This is a genomic window from Sediminibacterium roseum, from assembly GCF_009939005.1.
Lineage (GTDB): Bacteria > Bacteroidota > Bacteroidia > Chitinophagales > Chitinophagaceae > Sediminibacterium > Sediminibacterium roseum.
Genome location: NZ_JAACJS010000011.1, coordinates 477600 through 499290, shown reverse-complemented (window position 1 = coordinate 499290; position 21691 = coordinate 477600). Strand labels below are relative to the sequence as shown.

Here is a 21691-nt window from a genome sequence, read left to right as displayed (position 1 = left end):
TAATTAGGAATTAGGAATTAGGAATTAGTAATTGGGGTTGGGTGGTAATACCCGTTTTTAATTCAAATTCTTAATTCCTAATTCCTAATTCCTAATTGCTGAGTCGGCTGTCAGACTGTTAATTTCAATTATTAATTCCTAATTCCTAATTATTAATTTGTTTTACAATCCTTCCTGCCCTACATTTGCAGCCCAAACATCGCGAGGTAGAGCAGCGGTAGCTCGTCGGGCTCATAACCCGAAGGTCGGAGGTTCGATCCCTTCCCTCGCAACAAAATAGCAGAAGCCTCGACTATGAGGCTTTTGTTTTTCAAAGAAGGGTTTTAGTAAGACCCTTTGGGAGGATCAGCATAAAGATCTTCCTGTTCGGCTGGAGGCTTCTCTGGATACTGAATGTATAAACACAAGATAGAAATGTATCTTTTCAGGTAGCGGTCACGCAGTGGCCTATCCCAACCATTCATTTTCCCGGGCATCCTACGCGTTTATTACTGATTATTAATTCCTAATTATTAATTAATTGAAAGCAGGTTTCGTAAACATATTCGGCCGGCCCAACGCGGGCAAAAGCACCCTGCTCAATGCATTGATCGGGGAGAAGATGGCCATCGTTTCATCGAAGGTGCAGACCACGCGCCACCGCATCAAGGCTTTCCTGAACAAACCGGGCGAATACCAGGTTATTTTTTCCGATACGCCGGGTATCATCGATCCGAAATACAAGCTGCATGAGCGCATGATGGACTCTGTAAAGAGCGCGCTGGAAGACGCGGATGTGGCGCTTCTGATCGTAGATGCCAATGAAAATTTCGAGGAGGTGGATGCCATCTTCCAGGCGCTTCGCCTTAAGGTGCCCAGTATCGTTGTGCTGAATAAGATAGACGAGGCCGCCAACGGCAAAACCGCGCAGGCAGAAGCTTTTTTTACAGGCAAACCGTATTGCAGGCAGCTCATCAAGATATCGGCACTGCAGAAAGTGCATCTCAACAAACTGCTTGATGCGGTGATGTCGCTGCTTCCGGAAGGACAACCCTTTTACAGTGAGGACGACCTGAGCGACCTGCCCACCAAATTTTTTGTGGGCGAAATGGTGCGGGAAAAGATCTACCAGCTTTTTGGAGATGAGATCCCTTACCATACCGCAGTTATGGTAAACGAATTCAAAGAAAAAGAATCACTCGTTAAAATACAGGCCGATATCATCGTGAACCGCGAAACACAGAAAGCGATCATCATCGGCGATAAAGGAAGCATGATCAAACAGATCGGCATGATGGCGCGCAAAGACATCGAAGCCTTCATACAGCAGAAAGTATTTCTCGAGCTCTTCGTAAAAGTAAGACCGAAATGGAGGGATAACGATCTGCAGTTGAAGGAGTATGGATATAAATGAGCCGGGAGGCCCGGGCTGTAGACAATTTAAAAAAAACAAGACATGAGTTACACCGTAGCAATCGTAGGAAGACCCAACGTAGGAAAAAGTACCCTGTTCAATCGTTTGCTTGAGCAGCGCAAGGCCATTGTAGACGATGTAAGCGGGGTTACGCGCGACCGCCAGTATGGCCTTGCCGATTGGAACGGGAAAGTCTTCAACCTCATCGATACAGGCGGCTTTGTGCCGAATACGGAAGATATTTTTGAGAGCGAGATCCGCAAACAGGTGAAGATCGCGCTGGAAGAGGCCGACGGCATCATATTTATGGTGGATGTGGCCACAGGCATTACCGACCTCGACGATGCGATGGCAGACATTCTCCGCCGCACAAAGAAACCGGTATATGTGGTAGTGAACAAGGTAGACAACGGCACCCGCGAGCTCGAGGCAACGGAATTCTATTCGTTGGGTTTCACCAATAATTACTTCATCAGCAGTATCTCGGGAAGCGGCACAGGCGAGCTGCTGGACGCGGTAACCGCGCCCATTACACCGGAAGAAGATGTGGAAGAAACCAAAAAAGACAGCGGCCTGCCTAAATTCGCCATCATAGGCCAGCCCAATGTGGGGAAATCTTCGCTGCTGAATGCATTGATCGGGCAGGAGCGGACGATTGTGAGTGATGTTTCGGGCACCACGCGCGACAGTATACATACCCATTATAAGTTGTTCCAGAAAGAATTCATGCTGATCGATACGGCCGGTATCCGTAAAAAAAGCAAGGAGAAAGAGGATCTTGAATTCTATTCCATCATCCGCGCCATCAAGGCAATAGACGAGGCAGATGTTTGTATGATCGTGCTGGATGCCGACAAGGGCATTACCGCGCAGGATATCACGATATTCAGCCTGGCGGTGCGCAAGGGAAAAGGGGTGGTGATGCTGGTGAACAAGTGGGATCTGATCGAAAAAGAAACCAATACCGCCCGCGATTACGAGAAGTTGCTCAAGCAGAAACTGGCACCGTTTACAGATGTCCCCGTTCTGTTCATATCCGTATTGGAGAAGACAAGGATCTTCAAAGCCATCGAACTGGCACTGGAAGTATACGAGAACAGGCGCCGGAAAGTGCCTACCAGCAAGCTGAACGAAGCCATGCTGGCAGCGGTTGCGGCCTACCATGCGCCGGTGGTGAGGGGTCATGCGATAAAAATTAAATATGTGAGCCAATTGCCCACACCGGTCCCTTCTTTTGCCTTCTTTACCAACTATCCGGACGATATTAAGACCCCGTATCGCAATTACCTGGAGAACCAGCTGCGTACAAAATTCAATTTTACCGGGGTGCCGGTAAGGATTTTTTTCCGCAAAAAATAAAAAAACGCCGTTTAAATTTGCAAAATTCGATCTGGCTGCTATCTTTGCGGCAACTCAAAAACTCAAAAAAACAAGAACAATGAAAAAAGTATTCGCAATCTTAGCAGTTGCCGGCTTTATGGCTTCATGTAATTCAGGTGCAGACAAAGAAAAAGCTGCTGCTGATAGCACTCGTATCGCTGATTCTACACACGCTGCATGGGTAGCTGACAGCACTGCAAAAGCTGCTGCTGACACTACACATCCTGCTGCTGGTGATACAGCTACAAAGATGAAATAGTTTATAAGTACTCCGGTACTTTATATAACTTCTTGCAAGAAGGCCTCTCTACATTATTGTGGGGAGGTTTTTTTTTGCGGATTGCGCCAATTTACCCGATTTAGGGGTGGTGGCATCAATATTGACTTACTTTTGCAGACTGGGTAAATAAAAGATCAAGCGCAGGAAATCACAGTTATGGGAAGAACCCGTTTCCCATAGCCGCGAGGCTTGCCATCCCCCTGACAATTTGACTAAGCATAATTATGGTGAAAGAAAATCTATTTTTCCGTTCAGACGACGATACTGACTTCATGCCGATCATCCCGATCAATGAAAACGACAGTGAGCAGGATAAAAATATTGTGATCCCCGATACACTGGCCATCCTTCCCTTGCGTAACACGGTTCTGTTCCCGGGTGTTGTGCTGCCGATCACGGTGGGACGCGACAAAAGCATCAAGGCCGTGAACGACGCCTACAAGCAGGATAAACTCATCGGCGTGCTCGCACAAAAAGACGCAAATATCGAGGAGCCGGAACCAAAGGACCTGTGTGCCATCGGCACCGTTGCGCGTATTGTGAAACTGATCAAGATGCCGGATGGCGGAACCACCATCATCATCCAGGGTAAAAAACGGTTCGAGTTGCTGGAGATGCTGAGCGATGACCCCTATTTCAAAGCGAACATAAAAGTGTTTGCCGACGACGAGATCCCGGCGAATGAAAATTTCAATGCCTATATCAGCAGCATCAAAGATCTTGCGGCGCAGATCATCCAGTTATCGCCCAACCTGCCCACGGAAGCATCCATCATCCTGAAAAATATTGAGAACCCTTCGTTCCTTATCAATTTTGTGAGCAGCAACCTCAACAGCGATCTTACGGAAAAACAATCTTTGCTGGAGATCAACGATGTTCACCAACGGGCAGAACGGCTGGTGTTCATCCTGCAGCGCGAACTGCAGTTTGCTGAGTTGAAAGACAAGGTGACCAACAAAACGAGAACGGAGATAGACAAACAGCAACGCGATTACTTTCTGCAGCAGCAATTGAAAAGCATCAAAGACGAGCTGGGCGGAGATACCAACGAAAGAGAGATCGCCGAAATGCGCAAAAAGGCCGAAGCAAAAAAATGGCCCGAAGCCGCCAAAAACCTTTTTAAGACCGGTATTGAAAAACTGGAGCGCATGCATCCCACAACGCCGGATTATTCGGTGGTGTACAATCACCTCGACCTGATGCTCGATCTGCCCTGGCTCGATTACACCGCTGATAATTACGACCTGAAGAACGCCAAAAAAGTGCTCGACGCCGATCATTACGGCATGGGCAAGATCAAAAGCCGCATCATCGAATACCTCGCGGTACTGAAATTAAAAGGCGATATGCGAAGCCCGATACTTTGCTTTCTCGGTCCCCCGGGCATCGGTAAAACATCGCTCGGCCGTTCCATTGCCCACGCCATCGGTAGAAAATATGTGCGTGTGAGCCTGGGTGGACTGCATGATGAAAGTGAGATCCGCGGCCACCGCAAAACCTATATCGGCGCCATGCCGGGCAGGATCGTTCAGAACATACGCAAATGCAAATCGTCGAACCCGGTGATGATATTGGATGAGATAGACAAGATCGGCGCGGATCATCGAGGCGATCCTTCTTCTGCATTGCTCGAAGTGCTGGACCCCGAACAGAACCATACCTTTTACGACAATTACCTGGAGCTGGAATATGACCTGAGCAAAGTACTGTTCATTGCCACAGCCAATAACCTCCAGAACATACAACCCGCATTGCGCGACCGCCTGGAGGTGATCGACCTGAGCGGGTACGCGGTGGAAGAAAAAGTAGAGATCGCAAAACGCCACCTCTTACCGAAGCAGAAAGATGCGCATGGATTGGCGAAAGTGAATTTCAAGATCGCGGATAAGGTGCTCGAAAAGATCATCGAAAACTATACGCGCGAAAGCGGGGTGCGTGAGCTCGACAGGCAGCTTGCATCCATCATGCGTTACCAGGCAAAAGAACTGGCCATGAAGAACAAAGTGAAATCGACGGTTACCGCGCAGGACGTGGAGAAAATACTGGGACAACCCCGCTACAGCAACGAGATCTATAAAACGGCAAATATGCCGGGCGTGGCGGTTGGCCTTGCATGGACCTATGTTGGAGGGGATATCCTTTTTATTGAAACCATTTTAGGCGAAGGCAAAGGCGAACTCAAACTTACCGGCAACCTTGGCAATGTGATGAAGGAAAGTGCAACCACTGCTTTAAGTTATGTGCAGGCAAACGCAAGAAAGCTGGGCATTAACCCCGAAGATTTTGCCAAGAAGAACATCCACGTTCACGTACCGGAAGGCGCAACGCCGAAGGATGGACCGAGCGCGGGAGTTACCATGTTGACTTCATTAACCTCTGCATTTACCGGGAGAAAAGTAAAACCGTTCCTGGCCATGACAGGAGAGATCACGCTCCGCGGACAGGTATTGCCCGTGGGAGGGATCAAGGAAAAGATCCTGGCAGCAAAAAGAGCGGGACTAAAAGAGATCATCCTCTGCTGGCAGAATGAGAAAGATGTGAATGAGATAGACAACGATTTTATCAAAGGTGTACAGTTTCATTACGTGAAGACAATGCAACAGGTGATTGACCTGGCGCTTGTATAACACCTATAGAGATCTGCCACCGGGTATAGAAAGACAACAATGCGATCATCGTTCTTCGGTGATCGCATTGTTGTTTCAGCAACGATGTCCGATTCTTTCATAGATTTACACTCACATGCGCCGCCTTTCAACATTGATGCTGGTACTGCTTGCAGTTCATCTCCAGGCACAGACCCTTGGTGGAAACGCTGCATTCAGTTTTTTGTCGCAATCTTCCGGCGCACAACTTTCTGCGTTGGGCGGTACCAATATTTCATCCATCGGCAATGATCTGGGCCTGGCCTTTCACAACCCTTCTTTACTTCGTGAGGGAATGGACCGGCAGGCATCCTTCTCGTTCAATTCTTTTTTGGCCGGCATCAGGAATTACAGCGCCGTATCTGCCTGGCACCTTCCTGCTTCCGGAACCAATATCGCCGCAGGCGCAAATTATTTTGATTATGGAAACATCCTGCAAACAGACGCATCGGGAAACGTGCTGGGCAGTTTCCGGCCGGTAGACTATGTAGTGCAGGTAATGGCATCGCGGCAATACCATGAACGTTTTTTTTATGGCGTTGCGCTCAAATACATCAGCTCCGGTTATGCACAATACAAAGCATCGGCGATTGCATTGGATGCAGGGCTTTCTTATTGCGATTCGTCCAACGGTTTGCAGGTTAGCATTGCCATAAAGAACATCGGCACCCAACTGAAAACATACGATGGCAGCGGCAGGCCAAAAGAAGAACTGCCTTTCGATCTGCAGGCGGGCATCACCAAACGCCTCGCCAAAGCGCCGTTCCAGTTTTCGTTAACGGCACATCACCTGCAGGCCTTTTCCATTTATTACAACGATACAACGTTTCGCGCAGGGGAAGGAGATGTAGGGTATGGGGAAAAGCGCACGCTGGATAAGATCTTCGCCCATCTTGTATTGTCTGCACAGATCTTCCTGAACGAAAAAATGGAACTCACCGCGGGATATAATTTTCAACGCAGGCAGGACCTCAATGCCTATAACCTCAGCAGTGGTCTCAACGGGTTTTCTTTCGGAGCAGGGTTGATGCTGAAAAAACTCAACATCCGTTACGCCACAGGTTTTTACCAGCAGAACCTGTTTCACCAACTATCACTCAATATCAATTGGAAAGGAAATCTTTGAGCAATACCGGTTCTATTTGATGGAAAGGTTGAGGTAAATAAAGGTTGAATCTTTACACGCCGTTCTGCTCACCGAGATGGTCACATGATCCGTTTTACCCACCGCATCTGCAGCCGCAACATAATGGTAAACAGAGGTAAACATGTCTGTTTCATTTTCCATTTTGCTGGTTGATGCATAAGCTGGCTTTTCGATGATGTTTGCATAATCTCCTTCGTCGCCGTAAGAAGACAACTGCAGAAAATAATGCGTTCCCGCTGTTAATGCCGTGTCAATCGTTACTTCTTTCACGATCTCCTTCTGCATTACTTCTTTTTGGCAGGATTGCAGCAGCAGGAACAATGCTGCAATAAAGAATACGGTTGTTTTTTTCATGCGTGAATTGGTTGCTTGGTTTGTAGATACGTTGCCAAGCTTTACCGTTGCCTGGAGAGGGCGGTGGGCTTCGTTTTTATGCAAGCAATACAGTTCCACCATTAAAAGCATTTGTTGGGTTGCCGGTGTATAAACGCGCGCCGCTTACCTTCTTGTTCCGCCCGGTTTCTTCGGCGGCATCAGGTTTTCGCCTTTTTTGTTGGGTGTATTGGGTGGCTGCTGCGCAGGAGTTGCGGGCGGGATGTTTTGTTTGGGTTTCTCTGTTGCCTTTTTCTGGTCAACCGGGATTTCCGATTCTGCCCCAATGTCTTCCTTGGTCACGTTCTTAGGCAGCTCATAATCGCTTTCTGTTCCGGTGCTTGGCCCTTCGCCCGATAATATGCTTGCATCATCCTGTATGGTGATCTCCGGCATGTTCTCCGGTTTTACGAAACTGAGTTTTGTATCGAGCCCGCAGTTGGGATCGGCGGCGGCCTTCTTCATAAAGATGGCCCAGATGGGCATTGCCGCGCGTCCACCTTCCCCGTTCTTACTTGCGGTATTGAAACGGATGAAACGGTCATCGCAACCTACCCATCCACCTGCAAGCAATTGCGGTGTGTATCCCATGAACCATGCATCGCTGTTGTCGTTCGTTGTTCCTGTTTTCCCAGCCATTTCCGCAAACGGCGGATCGTATTGCCAGATACCGGCGCCTGTGCCTATCCTCAATACTTCCTGCATCATTTTGATCACGGAATAAGCGGTCTGGTCGCTGATCACTTCTTTTCTTTGCGGCGTGAATGTGGCCAGCACATTTCCGTTCCTGTCTTCAATACGCGTGATGTACATCGGTTTTGAATTGAAACCGCGGCCCGGGAACATGCTGTAACCCTGCATCATCTCATACAGTGAAAGTTCGCAGGAGCCGATACCGATGGAAGGGTAGGCGGGGATATTGGAAGTAAAATTACACTTGCGTAAAAAATCGATCAGCCTTTTTGCACCATTGTTCCCGCCATTGTCCAGCTGCTTCAGCACATAGGCCGTTGCGCAGTTCCTCGATTTTGCGAGCGCCATGGCCATGGGCATGGCCTGCCCGGTGCAGGTTTTGGAGGTGGCTGGCACCATTCCAAATCCACCAAAGCTCTGCTGGTTATCGTACACGGTTGTATTGGGCGAGAAACCCGCTTCTTCAATGGCAAGACTGTAGAGCAGGGGTTTCATGGTAGAACCTACCTGGCGCTTGGTATTGATGTTGGCGTGATCGTATTTGTAGGTCTTGAAATCGATGCCACCCACCCAGGCCTTGATCTGCCCGTCCAGCGGGTTCATCACCATAAAGCCGGCCTGCAGCATCTGCCTGTGGTATTTGATGGAATCCCACGGCGTCATCGTGGTATCTGAATAACGGGAAGGGTTCCAGGCAAAAATGCGCATCCTTGTTTTCTGATCAAATGTTTTCCGGATCTCATCATCGCTCATACCATCGCTCTTCAGGTTCTTCCAGCGATCGCTCTGGCGCGCGGCTGTTTCAAGTACGTTCTCAAATCCTTTCCAGACCGTTCCTTTCTTGATGTTCTCCTGCATGTTCAGCAAGCGCTGCATCGTGGCCATATGGTTGGCCACGGCTTCTTCGGCGTATTGCTGCATACGCGGACTGATGGTTGTATAGATCTTCAATCCATCGCGGTACAGGTTGTAATTGTCTCCATTGCTTTTTTTGTGTTCCTTGCACCATTTCTTCATATCCTCAGCCAGCACCATACGGAAATAGGGGCCGAGGCCGTTGTTCTCGTTGAGCTTGCGGTAAGAAAGTTCAATGGGTTTTTTCTTGAGCACGAGCGCTTCCGCTTCCTTGAGGTTGGCACGTTCGTAATCCACCATCCTGTTGAGTACAATGTTCCTTCTTTCGAGTGCACGTTTTGGGTTGGTGCGGGGGTTGTAGATGCCTGGCGCATTTACCATGCCTACCAATACGGCGGCCTCTTCAATGTTCAAACGGTCGGGTTCTTTTTGAAAAAAAGTATTGGCCGCGTTCTTTATCCCGAAAACATTGTCGCTGAACTCTACGGTGTTCAGGTACAGCGTAACGATCTCTTCCTTGGTAAAATTCCGCTCAAGCTTGATCGCAATGATGCTTTCTTTCAATTTTTGTATAACACGCAGGAAAATGTTTTTTGTGCTCCAGTTCTTGGTAAAAAGGTTTTTCGCGGTCTGCATGGTGATCGTACTCGCACCTCCTCCCGTTCCGAGATAACCAAAGGCGCGCAGCAAAGAATAACCGTCGATACCGCTGTGGTCGTAAAAACGTTTGTCTTCCGTTGCCACCAGTGCATTGATCACATGCTTGCTGATGTCTTTGTTGGGAACACTCACACGGTCCTGTATCAGGTATTTTCCCATCGGTGTGCCGTCGTCTGCAAATACCTGGCTGGCCTGCAGTGCGGAGGGGTTCTCTATATCGTCGATAGACGGCATATCGCCGATCCATCCCCAGTTGATCATCAACAGGAACAAAATGAACGCGGCAACACAGCCGAAAAAAATGCGCCAGAAAGTACGGACGGCTTTTGTCATATCGTAAAACTTTTATCTTCTTGGTTGAACATCCAATGCGGATGGAACACCTTCATCCGGACGTTGGTTAAAGTTAACCAACATCCTGCTACTGCAACTATTCTTTGTTAACGAACCTGCGCAATATTGTTTCAGGCGCTTGGTTCCTGTTCCGTCAGAATTTATCAGGAAACACGCCTTTCAAAAATGCCTGGTACCCTTCCACATCCTGTTTCTCCAACAGCAATCCCATGTTCGCATTGCTGATCATTAAAAAACCATACTTGTCTGCCGTTAACCACGGAACGATGCGTGTTCTGGCAACGGCCCTGGTACGGTCTATATACGTCATCGCATCGCCACCGTTGGCAAACGGCCCGATCATCACAAAATTGTATTGCTGGTTGATGCGCCTGTTAAAAACATCATAGCGTTTGTCAGGATAAGTGTCCTGGTTGTAACGGTTGAACGCATTCCTTCCTTCTGTTACAAAGATCGGGTCCACATTATTGAGCACCACTACCACGTACTGCGTATCGCTGGTATTGAATTTATAGGTCTTGCTTTCCGCAACAGCCGGCGCCGTAACGGCATTAACCAATGCGGGTTTCTTTGGATCTGTTGGCAATACGATCAAGGCGGTTCCGGAATCTTTCTTAATCTCGGGGGCCGCGGCAAGGGTGTTGGTGTTGCTGAGGTTGGTGAGCTGCCTTCCCGTATTCTTAAGGGTGGTGGGCGCTGCGAGAGAGTCTTTTCTTGTAACCGCCGTTCCAACCGCCGCCGTCGAATTCAGGTCCACGCCGCGTGATACCGTTTCGTCATCCCGGCTCACGTTCAGGTTGGCAAGGTAGTTTTCGATCTGCGACCTGCGCTGCAGCACATCGATCATCGTAACGGCCTTGGCCGCCAATTCCGATTTTTGAAACAGGGAAATGATGCTTTGCAATTTTGCGATCGCCGTACTGTCCTGCTTTTGTTTGATGTAATAGATCGATTCGATGTAAAGCAACTGCGGTGTCCAGTAATTGTTGCCGAATTCTTTGTCGGCCCTCAGCTTCGCTTCTTTCGCTTCTTCAAAACGGCCGCTGAGAAACATGTTGTAGATGTTCTCGTATTGTTTCTGGGCAGGACTTGCATTTTTCTGTGTATTGGCAGCCGCATTCAGCTGGCTGGCCATCTTGCCGTTGCCAAATGATTTTTTCAACTGCGCCGCGGCGGCATCTGCTTTGGCTACGTCTCCTGCTTTTTTATAAGCGTAAGCGAGGTTGTACAAGGCTTCTTCCACTGCTGCATGATCGGGGTAGCGGCGGATCAGTTCTTCATATGTTTCAATGGCCGAAGGATAATCTTCCAGCTGGTTCTGGAACGTGGCGGCATTCGCCAGCAATGATTTGACGATCGCGTCGTTCGAATTCTGCAATTGCGCCGATGTTATGGGGATGTCTTTTGATAATGTTTCAATCGTAAGCTCAGGTTCTTTCTTCACCGCGGTTGCAGCGGGGCCCCTGTCGCCGGAAGGCGTTGCCGTATTGATCTGTGTTGACACAACAGACTGCCTGCGCCAGTTGTCTACATTCGGCCTCGCGCCCCATTTGCTTTTGAATTCAACCGAGCCCCTTGCTTTTTGCGTATTGTTCAGGAAATAAAATGCCGAACCGGTAGTTGTAAAAAGATCGGATGACGCATTGGGATTGCCCAGCGGGTTGCCAAAACCTGCGTTGCCCGCATCGGTATCCTTCAGGCCCTTTTCTTTTCGCAGCTGGCGGAGTAATTTTTTTAAGAAAGCATCCCTTTCTTCGGGCGATAACAAAGCGAGTTTTTGCAGGCTGTCTTCACGACTCACCACATCAATGTTCCCGCTGATGATCTTCAATGCAGGTTTACGCGACTCAACGCGGCCGCGGTCCGCTTCTTTCAGGAGATTGGTTGTAATGCTGTCGTAATATTTGTAAGACGGTGCGTATTTTTTGATCGGGTAGTTCATATCACCCAATAAAAGAAAGCTGAGTTGTCTTTGCAACGGGTTATCCGTATTGTACCTGATGCTGTTGAGCAGGTGTTTTTCTGCTTCTGCATAATTTTTTCTTTTCAGTTCCAGTTGGGCGGCGGCGTAATAGATGATGTCGCGGCTGTCCTGGTATTTATCGCGCTTTGCCATTTTCAGCAATTCATCGAGGTTTCGCTGGATGGCGTCGCCTTCTGCACCGGCGGCGAGCGCAACAATGTTCATGCGTGCATTTACTTCCATCAATGGATCGATGGCATGCTGTATGGATCTTTCAAAAGAAAGTTTTGCCTTTGCGTTGTTGTTGGCGAGGGCATACATCTGCCCGGCCAGGTATTCCCATCGCGCACGTTCCGCCTTGTTCGCTGCATTGTCGAGGGCAAGCAGGAGGTGATCGGCAGCGCCTTCCCATTGCTGCTGTTTGTACAGCACGTAAGCCGTTATTTCTTCGAGACCTGTTTTCAGCCTGGGTGGAAAATTGGGATCTGTTCTGATGAGTTCCAGCAGGCTGGCGGCTTCCGTAAGCTCATCCATTTCTACGTAGGTTCGCGCCTGCCAGATAAAGCTCTCGTTTCGGCTCGGCGGGAAACTCGCGATCTTCTTCCACATGCTCCTGCTCTCGCGCGAGGCAATGGTGAATACGCCGTTGGTATTGCTCGCATTGCTGCCTATCGGAAGATCATAGCCATTGTCTTTCGGCGCGAATGCATAATTGATGAATTGAAACACATTCGATGCAGAATCAAAATCTTTCCGGTAGAGATAGGCGCGGCCCATCAGAAGGTACAATTTATCAACCCAATCGCTGCGCAGGTCGTGCAGCAGTATGCCCGCAGTGGTTTTGTAAAGAACGGTATCTATCTGTCCTTTGGAAGTTTCATCCAGGCTGTAATTGTAAAAAGAAAGCAGTTGCGTGTAATCGTCCTGGTGGCGCGATTTGGCGAGGTCTATGATCTCGTTCATTTTATTATTCGCGTTGAAATAATAATTGAAGCGGCTCACGAGGTTGTTGTAAAAGCGTTTGGGTGCGGTGAATTTTTTGTTGCCCGATTTTTCGGAAGGCAGTTCACGTTCTTCGTATGCTTTCGGTTTTTTCAGTTCGATGGAAAGGTTGGGTTGCGCCGTGGCGGCCAATGCAAAAAACTGGATGAGGAGGCCCAGGCAGCAGGCGATCATCCACCGGTATTTCCGTTCGTATGTGCGTATGTTCACTAAGTACATAAAATGTGGCTAAAATTACAGTTATTTCCCAATTCAGGCTGGTGAAAAGAATATTGATCGTTACCTTTAGCCTGATTTAACAAAATGAGTAATCCAGAGACCCATAGTACGTTCAAAAAGCTCCGAAACAGTTACCGTTTGGTGGTGATGAACGACGATACCTACGAAGAGGTGGTAACCTTCCGCCTTACAAGGCTCAGCGTGTACATTGGCCTGAGCACCGTTTTCGTGGTATTGGTGGGGTTAACCATCGCGCTGATCGCGTTTTCGCCCATCAAATATTACATTCCAGGGTATGGAACGCGTGAGAGCAGGACGGCGCTCCAGGTGCTCAAGATCCGTACCGATTCGCTGGAACAGGCCATTCATTACAAGGAACAATACCTTGAAGGCGTGAAAAAAGTATTGAGCGGCAATACGCCGTCGCAGCTTGATACGGTGCCGGTGGCATTGCCGAAAAACGATCCATCCAACGACTGATCTTCATGGAAGACAAGAAAAAACCACACCAACACCCGCTCATGCAGTATGCAGGGTATGCCGCTCAGCTGGCAGCCGCACTGATCATTGGCGTAGTGGCAGGTATGTGGATCGATAAAAAGCTCAACATCGGTTTCCCCATCGCCATATGGGCGCTGCCGCTGGTGATCCTGATCGGGATGTTGATCAAAGTGGTGAAGGATACTTCGACGAAGAAAGGAAAAAATGAGTAATGAATAAGGCGCAAAGAATAATGGACCTGTGATTTTTGCAGTTTCAGGATGTCGCGGACGTTATTCAATCACCCATGACAGCAATCAGTTAATAACAAAACACGAAGCATGAAGAAACAATACACCCAGCTTACCCGTCCGCTACTCGTTTTTTTTGTGATGGCGAATGCGTTGCTGATCGTGTTCCGCAGGAAACTCGAATCGAAAAACGTGGATGTGGACGTGGTGCTTATTGCCAATGTTTTATTGCTTGGGGTGGCGCTGCTGAATGTATATTTCCAGGTTAAAAATCTACAGAACCCCAATCCGCAGGCGGTGATCCGTGGTGTGATGGCGGGCACGTTCATCAAGTTGTTCATCCTTGCTGCGGCTGTGATCATTTACCTGCTGGCGGCCGGAGAGAACCGTAGTGTGAATGCGGTCTTTGTATCGATGGCGCTGTATATTGTATATACGTGGATTGATGTGAAAATTTCTTTACGGCTGAACCCCAAAAAATAATGCCGGTATCAGAACACCCTATGCAGGCGCTCGCCGCATTTTTGCCAGATGGAAGTTTTGACAAGGTGGTGCACTACATTCATCATTACAAGGTTCATCTGACCGTCAGCAAGCAACGCAAATCTGTTCTCGGCGATTACCGCCATTCGGGCTGGGGCGGCAACCACCGCATCAGTGTGAACGGGAACCTCAACAAATACGAGTTCCTCATCACCTTGCTGCACGAGCTTGCACACCTGCTTACCTACGAACAATTCAAGAACAGGGTAGACGCGCATGGCAAGGAATGGAAGCAGCACTACAGCTCGCTGCTGGTTGATTTTGTGAACCACAAAATATTCCCGGCCGATGTGGAGCGCGCGCTGCAGAAATCCATACTCAACCCATCCGCAACGGCAAACGGCGAAACAGATCTCCTACTGGTGTTGCGCAGGTACGATCCCCTTAAAAAAGAAGGCATCATCCCCGTAATCGATGTTCCCGAAGGCGCATTGTTCCAAACAGAAAACGGAAAGGTCTTTCAAAAAGGCGCGAGAAGAAGAAAACGCTTCGAATGCATCGAAGTGAAAACAGGACTGCATTATACGTTTAGTCCAGTAACGGAAGTCAGTATAATTAGGAATTAGGAATTAGGAATTAGGAATTAGAAATTAAGAATTAAGAATTGTTAGTTCCTGATCCTTAATTCCTAATTTTTAATTCCTAATTCCTAATTCCTAATTATATGGGGTTATGCTACTGCGGCTTTTACCAGTTCGGCTGCTTCGCTCAGCTGGATGGCAGATTGGACTTTCAGGCCGCTTTCATCAATTAATTTTTTTGCTTCCACGGCGTTGGTTCCCTGTAAACGGACGATGATCGGGATGTTGATGTTGCCCAGTTTGTTGAATGCCTCGATCACACCCGCGGCCACTCGGTCGCAACGAACGATGCCGCCGAAGATGTTGATGAGTATTGCTTTTACATTCGGGTCTTTCAGGATGATGCGGAAACCGGCTTCAACCGTTTGCGCATTCGCAGAACCACCTACGTCGAGGAAGTTGGCAGGCTCTCCACCGCTAAGCTTGATCATGTCCATGGTTGCCATCGCAAGTCCTGCACCGTTCACCATACAACCCACGTTGCCATCGAGTTTTACGAAGTTGAGGTTGTATTGTCCGGCTTCCACTTCTGTAGGGTCCTCTTCGGTTACATCCCTCAGGGCCGCGATGTCTGCGTGGCGCATCAGGGCGTTGTCGTCGATGTTCATCTTACAATCCACCGCGATGATCTTGTCGTCGCTTGTTTTGAACAACGGGTTGATCTCGAGCATACCACAATCCAGTCCCACATAAGCGTTGTAGAGGTTGGTAACAAATTTCACGCAGTTCTTGAATGCTTCACCGCTCAGCCCGAGGTTGAATGCGATCTTCCTCGCCTGGAAGCCCTGGAGGCCGCCACCGGGGTGGATCCATTCCTTGAATATCTTGTCAGGTGTGTTGTGTGCAACTTCTTCAATGTCCATCCCGCCCTCGGTGCTGTACATCACCACATTCATGCCTTTGGCGCGGTCGAGGAGGATGGAGAGATAGAATTCTTTCACGGGGTTGGCACCGGGGTAATATACGTCCTGCGCCACCAGGATCTTGTTCACTTTCTTGCCTTCTGCACCGGTCTGGATGGTAACAAGCGTTCCACCGAGGATGTTTTTGGCAATGGAAGTAACGTCTTCAAGGCTTTTCGCCACGGCCACACCTCTTTGTTCGGTTCCGGCGATCTTGCCTTTTCCACGGCCACCGGCGTGGATCTGCGCCTTGATCACGGCAAAATTGTTGTTGGTTTGTGTCTTGATCTGGCGGTACGCCTCTTCGGCAGCCATAACAGTATCAACGGCAATGCCTTCCTGAACGGGAACATTGTACTTTTTCAGCAGTTCTTTAGCCTGGTATTCATGAAGATTCATTCTGAAAATTATTTGTGCGAAGATAAGCGAAACGGGAATTCAGGGGGTAAGCAGTTGAAAATCTATTTTTTGGCCACGGATTTCACAGAAGGACACAGATGGGTTAAGACAAATCCATGACTCCCGACTTTATCTGTGTCCTTCTGTGAAATCCGTGGCGATTTATTATTGTTGCAACATTAAATATTTATATTTTTGCCGAAAGCCTTATATTTAACTGTGTAAAACAAAACCTTTATGAAAAAAATCATTTTTGCGGCTTCGATGCTCCTGGCGTCTGCGGGCCTTTTCTCTTTTACCTATTTTGCTGATACATTAACCGTAGATGCAACCAAAAGCAAGATCAACTGGAGCGGTTCTGCTGCCGATCATTACCACCCGGGTTCGGTTGCTGTAAAGAGCGGAACAGTGACTGTCGACAACGGCAAGATCACCGGCGGTTCCTTCACTTTCGATATGGCTACTGTAAAAGTATTGGATGAAGCAGGCGACCGTCTTGAAGGGCACCTGAAATCCGCTTCTTATTTTGATGTTGCCAAATTTGGTGAAGCTTCTTACACCATCACAGGCGTGAATTATGTTTCAGACAACACGGCGAACATCAGCGGTAACATGGTTGTGAAGGGTGCAACTGTTCCCGTTTCATTTCTTGCCAAGATCCGCGGACTGAAAGACGGTAAATTGTTTGCCGAAGCAAACTTCAGCCTCGATCTGAGTGCCGTAGGCATCAAAAACGGCATCGACATCGCCGTGCACCTGTTTGCCAACAAATAACAAACAACCAAACAGTCACAACTTTTTTAAACGCCGCAGCCTGTATTGCGGCGTTTTTGTTGAAACAATGCCCTAATAATAAATTCCTAATTCCTAATTTCTAATTTTTTACTGTTTCTTCGGTCTAAATCTTCATCCATGCCAACCATCGAATTATCCTCCATTCAACCCAAAGAGATCATTGCCGGTTACTCCGCACGTTTTGTTCATACAGAAGGGATGACCTTTTCTTTTCTTGATGTGAAAGCCGGCGCCGCTTTACCCGAACATTCGCACCCGCACGAACAGGTTGCGCAGGTGATAGAGGGTGAGTTTGAACTTACCGTAGCAGGCGAACCCATCCGCTTTGGGCCGGGAACGGTAATCGTGATCCCGTCCAATGTGCGACACTCAGGACTGGCGATCACTGATTGCAAGTTGCTGGATGTTTTTACACCGGTGAGAGAAGACTACAGGGCATTGTCGCAGTCGTGATGATGCGGGATAATATCATCAATGCAATTGATTTTTTAAACGGAAAGACAGGCAAGCCTGAAAACAAACAGCGATACCGATCGGCATCGCTGTTTGTTTTTTTGGGGGGCTTTATTTTCTATTCACTATTACTGGCCCGTCTTCATCTTGTGAATCTCTTCCGTCAATTTTGGCACTACTTCAAAGAGGTCGCCTACAATTCCGTAGTCTGCTGCTTTGAAGAAAGGTGCTTCAGGGTCTTTGTTGATCACTACGATCACCTTACTCCTGTTCACACCCGCCAGGTGCTGAATGGCGCCGGAGATGCCAAGGGCGATGTATAAGTTGGGTGCAACCTGCACACCGGTTTGTCCTACGTGCTCGTGGTGCGGCCGCCAATGTGCATCGCCCACGGGGCGACTGCAAGCCGTTGCCGCATGTAATTCTTTTGCCAGGTCGAGGAGCACGCCCCAGTTCTCGGGGCCTTTGAGTCCGCGGCCACCGCTCACCACTATGTCTGCTTCTGTAAGCGGAACTTCGCCGCTCACCTTATCTACATGTGTGATCTTTATTTTTGATGCATCCACTGCAACATTCAATGCCACCACTTCGGCCGTGCCATCGCCTGCTATGGTCTGGTAACTGTTGGGGTTGAGGGAAATAACTTTTACCGCGGTGTTGATGCTCACGTTTGCGAATGCTTTACCTGAGAAAACCGTTTTGCGCACCACGAAACCGTTTGACGTGTCGGGCAATGCAGATGCGCCTGCAACGATGCCCGCTTTCAAACGCGCGGCCACTCTTGCGGAAACCGCTTTGCCTGTCTGGTTGTGTGAGAACACCACAACGTTTGCGCCTGTTGCGGCAACGGCTTCGGCAATTACTTTGGCGTAGAGTTGCGCGTCTACATGGTTGAGGGTTTCGTTGGCTACCTGGTGAACTTTCTTCACACCGTATTTCCCGAGGGCGGCGAGGTCGTCGTTCACGGTCCCGAGAAGCAATGCTTCCGCGGTGGTGCCCATCTGTTCGGCAAGTTTAGCGCCGTAGGTCAGTACTTCGTACGAGGCTTTCTTGATGTGTCCTTCTGTTTGATCGATGAATATGAGAACTGACATGATGCTGAAATTTTGGTATTGGTAAATTTATTTTCTGTTGCCTGTAGAACCGGGCGTTGAAGTGTGCGACGCAACAACAGCCGATGGTACTACCGGAGCCGGGCCCATGATCCCTGTTCTTATATAACCTTTGCTTCTTCGTGCAATAACCTTACAAGCTCGGCAACATTATCCGGGCTGATGAGTTTTACCCCGGCTTTTGCAGGTGGCAATTCGTAGCTCACGATGCTGGTTAAAGCGTCTGTGGCTGCGGGCTCAACAACCTGCAATGGTTTGGTACGGGCCGCCATGATGCCGCGCATATTGGGGATGCGTTGTTCTGCCACACCTTTCTGGCAGCTTACCACCACCGGCAGGCTTACTTCGCAGGTTTCTTCGCCACCCTCGATCTCGCGGGTGATGGTTGCCGTTGTACCGTTGAGGTCAAATTTTGTTGCAAGCGAAACATACGGCGCATCAACCAGTTCGGCAACCATACCGCCGATGGATGAGCCATTGTAATCGATCGTTTCCTTGCCGGTGAAAATGATATCGTATGCACCTTTCTTTGCCACTTCGGCTATTTGTGCCGCAATGTAGTAGCTGTCGCTGTTCTCTGTATTCACACGGATGGCCTCATCGCCGCCCAATGCAAGCGCTTTGCGGATCACGGGATCGCAATCAGCGCCGCCTACCGTAACGAGGTGGATCACCGCCGATGCATCTTTTTCTTTCAACTCGATGGCGCGCACAAGCGAGTACCATTCGTCGTAAGGATTGATGATCCATTGAACACCGGTCTCATCAAATTTTGTATTGCCATCTGTAAACGCAATTTTCGAAGTGGTATCGGGCGTTTTACTGACGCACACTAAGATTTTCATAGAGCAAATATTTAGAACGGTTTAATGGTTGCATAAACAACTATTAGCAAATGTAGGAAGAATTCGGGAGCGGCAAAGTTTTGGTGTGATTATTTGTTTGTTAGTGATCGGCTGGTGCTGGCGGGCGATTGGTGTTAGCTTTTTGTGGTATGGAATGGTGATCGATGCAATAATATCGCGCCAACTCTTCCGGGGCCTGTTCACTATCAGCATGCAGTGTGTTATCTTTGTTTCATGGACCGTATTGAAAAGATCAACGAATTCCTGGCCGATAATCCGAACGATAATTTTCTTCGCCATGCATTGGCCCTGGAATACATCAAGGCCGGGCGCGATACCGAGGCGCGGGTATTGTTTGAGGCGATCCTGGCCGCATCACCGGATTATATCGGCTCCTATTATCACCTCGCCAAGCTCCTCGAAAAACTCCAGGAAACCACGCTCGCGATCGAATGGTACGAAAAAGGAATGGCCGCTGCAAAAACAGCGGGCGATAACCACTCCTATAATGAATTGATGGCAGCGTACGAGGACCTGGTGTATTGATGAGCCCCGGGGAATGGGTTGAATTGATTTGACCCGCTAACCATTTAACCGCTTTATTTATTTTTACGACTTTTATCCTTCAACAAAAACGATTGCCATGACGCCCCGCAAATACGATCCCGTAGTTTATAAAACGCCAACCGGTTCCGTTCTCAACTGTAAAGGATGGGTGCAGGAGGCAGCGCTTCGCATGCTGCTCAACAACCTTGATCCCGAAGTGGCGGAGCGGCCGGACGACCTGATCGTGTATGGCGGGCGGGGAAAAGCGGCGAGGAACTTTGAGAGCCTCGATCTCATCATCAAGGCGCTGAAAGACATTGAAGAAGACGAGACCCTGCTGATCCAGAGCGGCAAACCCGTTGGCATTCTCACCACACACAAGGATGCGCCGCGGGTATTGTTATCCAATTCCCAACTCGTTCCCAAATGGGCCACGTGGGAGCATTTTACGGAGCTTGAGAAAAAGGGATTGATGATGTACGGACAAATGACCGCCGGATCATGGATCTACATCGGCTCCCAGGGAATTGTGCAGGGAACCTATGAAACATTTGCGGCGCTTGCCGATAAACATTTCAACGGATCGCTGAAAGGAACATTGAGCGTAACGGCGGGTCTTGGCGGTATGGGCGGTGCGCAGCCGCTTGCTGTTACCATGTGCGATGGCGTTTCGCTGATCGCGGAAGTGGAGGAGTGGAGGATCGATAAAAGGCTCGAGACAAAATACCTCGATGTAAAATATACGGGTATCGACGAAGCGATCGACCGCGCAGTAGAGGCACGCGCAAACAAGGAAACCATCAGCATCGGCGTTCTGTGCAATGCGGTCCATCTTCTGCAACGGCTGATCGATAGGAACATACAGGTGGATGTGCTTACCGACCAGACTTCTGCGCACGACCCCTTGATCGGTTATGTGCCGCATACCTTGTTGAATGAAGAAGCGAATGCGCTGCGCGAAAAAGATCCGCAGCAATACATTGCGCTCAGCTACGACAGCATGAAACTGCATGTTGAACTGATGCTGGAACTGCAGAAACGGGGCGCCATTACTTTCGATTACGGCAATAACCTCCGCGCGCGCGCGCAGGAGCATGGACTGAAAAATGCATTCGATTTCCCGGGCTTTGTACCGGCTTACATACGCCCGCTGTTCTGCGAGGGCAAGGGCCCGTTCCGTTGGGCGGCATTGAGCGGCGACCCGGCCGATATCGCGGTTACGGATAAAGTGATCACGGAACTCTTCCCCGAAAACAAGAGCCTGCAACGCTGGATGAAGATGGCAAAAGAAAAGATCGCGTTCCAGGGATTGCCGGCGCGGATCTGCTGGCTGGGCCAGGGCGAAAGGGAAAAAGCGGGCCTCGCTTTTAACGAACTCGTCAGAACAGGAAAAGTGAAAGCGCCCATCGTTATCGGGCGCGACCATCTCGATACAGGGTCGGTAGCATCTCCGAACCGCGAAACAGAATCCATGCTGGATGGTTCGGACGCTGTTGCCGACTGGCCCGTTCTGAATGCCCTGGTAAATACCGCCGGCGGCGCCAGTTGGGTAAGCCTGCACCATGGGGGCGGGGTTGGTATGGGCTACAGCATTCACGCAGGAATGGTAATAGTGGCCGATGGAACTGATGATGCAGCGAAAAGGCTTTCCCGTGTGTTAAGGAATGATCCGGGTATGGGCGTGATCCGTCACGCAGATGCCGGGTACGATATTGCACTGGATACCCTGCGAAAAAACGGGCTGTCGATACAGGAGCGGTTGAAGGTGTAAAAAAGAAGTACGGCAAAGTGGCACAGCATCGTTTGTAGTCTTGTACCTGT

At 49.2% G+C, this 21691-nt stretch carries 19 protein-coding genes and 1 tRNA gene; 14 read left to right on the top strand and 6 right to left on the bottom strand.

From position 1 onward, the window contains the following. The first annotated feature begins 200 nt into the window (after positions 1-200). From GWC95_RS07410 to porQ, 6 genes are all read left to right on the top strand, one after another. Positions 201-272: transfer RNA gene (locus tag GWC95_RS07410), tRNA-Met, on the top strand. A gap of 248 nt (positions 273-520) precedes the next feature. Further along, on the top strand, positions 521-1393 hold the full coding sequence (era, locus tag GWC95_RS07405) for a GTPase Era (RefSeq protein WP_161818053.1): 873 nt from the start codon (positions 521-523) through the stop codon (positions 1391-1393). Positions 1394-1435: 42 nt separating this feature from the next. Continuing rightward, a complete protein-coding gene (der, locus tag GWC95_RS07400; RefSeq protein WP_161818052.1) occupies positions 1436-2752 on the top strand; it encodes a ribosome biogenesis GTPase Der in 1317 nt (438 codons plus the stop codon). A 79-nt stretch (positions 2753-2831) separates the two neighbouring features. Beyond that, a complete protein-coding gene (locus GWC95_RS07395) occupies positions 2832-3032 on the top strand; it encodes a hypothetical protein (protein WP_161818051.1) in 201 nt (66 codons plus the stop codon). Between the two features lie 245 nt (positions 3033-3277). After that, positions 3278-5680, top strand: a complete 2403-nt coding sequence (lon, locus tag GWC95_RS07390; RefSeq protein ID WP_161818050.1) for an endopeptidase La — start codon at positions 3278-3280, stop codon at positions 5678-5680. Positions 5681-5795: 115 nt separating this feature from the next. Beyond that, positions 5796-6824: a type IX secretion system protein PorQ gene (gene porQ / locus GWC95_RS07385; RefSeq protein ID WP_161818049.1), complete on the top strand. Its 1029-nt coding sequence runs from the start codon at positions 5796-5798 to the stop codon at positions 6822-6824. Positions 6825-6836: 12 nt separating this feature from the next. Here the strand turns inward: porQ and GWC95_RS07380 are convergent, their stop codons facing one another. The 3 genes from GWC95_RS07380 to porW all read right to left on the bottom strand — a co-directional run bounded on the left by GWC95_RS07380 (position 6837) and on the right by porW (position 12963). Beyond that, entirely contained in the window at positions 6837-7199 is a 363-nt protein-coding gene (locus GWC95_RS07380) for a hypothetical protein (protein WP_161818048.1), read from the bottom strand. Positions 7200-7343: 144 nt separating this feature from the next. Beyond that, positions 7344-9758, bottom strand: a complete 2415-nt coding sequence (locus tag GWC95_RS07375) for a transglycosylase domain-containing protein (RefSeq protein WP_161818047.1) — start codon at positions 9756-9758, stop codon at positions 7344-7346. 154 nt (positions 9759-9912) lie between these two features. Next, entirely contained in the window at positions 9913-12963 is a 3051-nt protein-coding gene (gene porW / locus GWC95_RS07370) for a type IX secretion system periplasmic lipoprotein PorW/SprE (RefSeq protein ID WP_161818046.1), read from the bottom strand. 84 nt (positions 12964-13047) lie between these two features. Between porW and GWC95_RS07365 the strand changes: the two genes are divergently transcribed. The 4 genes from GWC95_RS07365 to GWC95_RS07350 all read left to right on the top strand — a co-directional run bounded on the left by GWC95_RS07365 (position 13048) and on the right by GWC95_RS07350 (position 14803). Continuing rightward, positions 13048-13443 carry a hypothetical protein gene (locus GWC95_RS07365; RefSeq protein ID WP_161818045.1) on the top strand — a complete coding sequence of 132 codons (396 nt, stop codon included), beginning with the start codon at positions 13048-13050 and terminating at the stop codon, positions 13441-13443. Positions 13444-13448: 5 nt separating this feature from the next. Then, positions 13449-13676 carry a hypothetical protein gene (locus GWC95_RS07360; protein ID WP_161818044.1) on the top strand — a complete coding sequence of 76 codons (228 nt, stop codon included), beginning with the start codon at positions 13449-13451 and terminating at the stop codon, positions 13674-13676. Positions 13677-13784: 108 nt separating this feature from the next. Next, on the top strand, positions 13785-14177 hold the full coding sequence (locus tag GWC95_RS07355; protein WP_161818043.1) for a hypothetical protein: 393 nt from the start codon (positions 13785-13787) through the stop codon (positions 14175-14177). Beyond that, entirely contained in the window at positions 14177-14803 is a 627-nt protein-coding gene (locus tag GWC95_RS07350; RefSeq protein WP_161818042.1) for a SprT-like domain-containing protein, read from the top strand. Before GWC95_RS07355 ends, GWC95_RS07350 begins: the two co-directional genes overlap by 1 nt. A 104-nt stretch (positions 14804-14907) precedes the next feature. Here the strand turns inward: GWC95_RS07350 and sucC are convergent, their stop codons facing one another. Then, on the bottom strand, positions 14908-16119 hold the full coding sequence (gene sucC / locus GWC95_RS07345; RefSeq protein ID WP_161818041.1) for an ADP-forming succinate--CoA ligase subunit beta: 1212 nt from the start codon (positions 16117-16119) through the stop codon (positions 14908-14910). Between the two features lie 237 nt (positions 16120-16356). Between sucC and GWC95_RS07340 the strand changes: the two genes are divergently transcribed. After that, a complete protein-coding gene (locus GWC95_RS07340) occupies positions 16357-16893 on the top strand; it encodes a YceI family protein (protein ID WP_161818040.1) in 537 nt (178 codons plus the stop codon). Between the two features lie 138 nt (positions 16894-17031). Then, a complete protein-coding gene (locus GWC95_RS07335) occupies positions 17032-17367 on the top strand; it encodes a cupin domain-containing protein (RefSeq protein WP_161818039.1) in 336 nt (111 codons plus the stop codon). A 128-nt stretch (positions 17368-17495) separates the two neighbouring features. Here the strand turns inward: GWC95_RS07335 and GWC95_RS07330 are convergent, their stop codons facing one another. Both GWC95_RS07330 and GWC95_RS07325 read right to left on the bottom strand, forming a co-directional pair. After that, on the bottom strand, positions 17496-18461 hold the full coding sequence (locus tag GWC95_RS07330) for an electron transfer flavoprotein subunit alpha/FixB family protein (protein WP_161818038.1): 966 nt from the start codon (positions 18459-18461) through the stop codon (positions 17496-17498). 119 nt (positions 18462-18580) lie between these two features. Beyond that, positions 18581-19324, bottom strand: coding sequence for an electron transfer flavoprotein subunit beta/FixA family protein (locus GWC95_RS07325; protein ID WP_161818037.1), 744 nt, complete (start codon positions 19322-19324; stop codon positions 18581-18583). 234 nt (positions 19325-19558) lie between these two features. On the opposite strand from GWC95_RS07325, the gene GWC95_RS07320 reads away from it, so the two are divergent. Both GWC95_RS07320 and hutU read left to right on the top strand, forming a co-directional pair. Continuing rightward, positions 19559-19870: a hypothetical protein gene (locus GWC95_RS07320; RefSeq protein ID WP_161818036.1), complete on the top strand. Its 312-nt coding sequence runs from the start codon at positions 19559-19561 to the stop codon at positions 19868-19870. 97 nt (positions 19871-19967) lie between these two features. Next, positions 19968-21641 carry a urocanate hydratase gene (gene hutU, locus GWC95_RS07315; RefSeq protein ID WP_161818035.1) on the top strand — a complete coding sequence of 558 codons (1674 nt, stop codon included), beginning with the start codon at positions 19968-19970 and terminating at the stop codon, positions 21639-21641. The last annotated feature ends 50 nt before the right edge of the window (positions 21642-21691 follow it).

Bases quoted from the DNA above. Each gene is read 5' to 3' on its own strand.
- hutU (WP_161818035.1), top strand. From the start codon at position 19,968: ATGACGCCCCGCAAATACGATCCCGTAGTTTATAAAACGCCAACCGGT.
- GWC95_RS07395 (WP_161818051.1), top strand. From the start codon at position 2,832: ATGAAAAAAGTATTCGCAATCTTAGCAGTTGCCGGCTTTATGGCTTCA.
- GWC95_RS07320 (WP_161818036.1), top strand. From the start codon at position 19,559: ATGGACCGTATTGAAAAGATCAACGAATTCCTGGCCGATAATCCGAAC.
- GWC95_RS07335 (WP_161818039.1), top strand. From the start codon at position 17,032: ATGCCAACCATCGAATTATCCTCCATTCAACCCAAAGAGATCATTGCC.
- sucC (WP_161818041.1), bottom strand. From the start codon at position 16,119: ATGAATCTTCATGAATACCAGGCTAAAGAACTGCTGAAAAAGTACAAT.
- GWC95_RS07365 (WP_161818045.1), top strand. From the start codon at position 13,048: ATGAGTAATCCAGAGACCCATAGTACGTTCAAAAAGCTCCGAAACAGT.
- porQ (WP_161818049.1), top strand. From the start codon at position 5,796: ATGCGCCGCCTTTCAACATTGATGCTGGTACTGCTTGCAGTTCATCTC.
- GWC95_RS07355 (WP_161818043.1), top strand. From the start codon at position 13,785: ATGAAGAAACAATACACCCAGCTTACCCGTCCGCTACTCGTTTTTTTT.
- GWC95_RS07380 (WP_161818048.1), bottom strand. From the start codon at position 7,199: ATGAAAAAAACAACCGTATTCTTTATTGCAGCATTGTTCCTGCTGCTG.
- GWC95_RS07330 (WP_161818038.1), bottom strand. From the start codon at position 18,461: ATGTCAGTTCTCATATTCATCGATCAAACAGAAGGACACATCAAGAAA.
- GWC95_RS07350 (WP_161818042.1), top strand. From the start codon at position 14,177: ATGCCGGTATCAGAACACCCTATGCAGGCGCTCGCCGCATTTTTGCCA.
- der (WP_161818052.1), top strand. From the start codon at position 1,436: ATGAGTTACACCGTAGCAATCGTAGGAAGACCCAACGTAGGAAAAAGT.
- porW (WP_161818046.1), bottom strand. From the start codon at position 12,963: ATGTACTTAGTGAACATACGCACATACGAACGGAAATACCGGTGGATG.
- GWC95_RS07340 (WP_161818040.1), top strand. From the start codon at position 16,357: ATGAAAAAAATCATTTTTGCGGCTTCGATGCTCCTGGCGTCTGCGGGC.
- lon (WP_161818050.1), top strand. From the start codon at position 3,278: ATGGTGAAAGAAAATCTATTTTTCCGTTCAGACGACGATACTGACTTC.
- GWC95_RS07360 (WP_161818044.1), top strand. From the start codon at position 13,449: ATGGAAGACAAGAAAAAACCACACCAACACCCGCTCATGCAGTATGCA.
- GWC95_RS07375 (WP_161818047.1), bottom strand. From the start codon at position 9,758: ATGACAAAAGCCGTCCGTACTTTCTGGCGCATTTTTTTCGGCTGTGTT.
- GWC95_RS07325 (WP_161818037.1), bottom strand. From the start codon at position 19,324: ATGAAAATCTTAGTGTGCGTCAGTAAAACGCCCGATACCACTTCGAAA.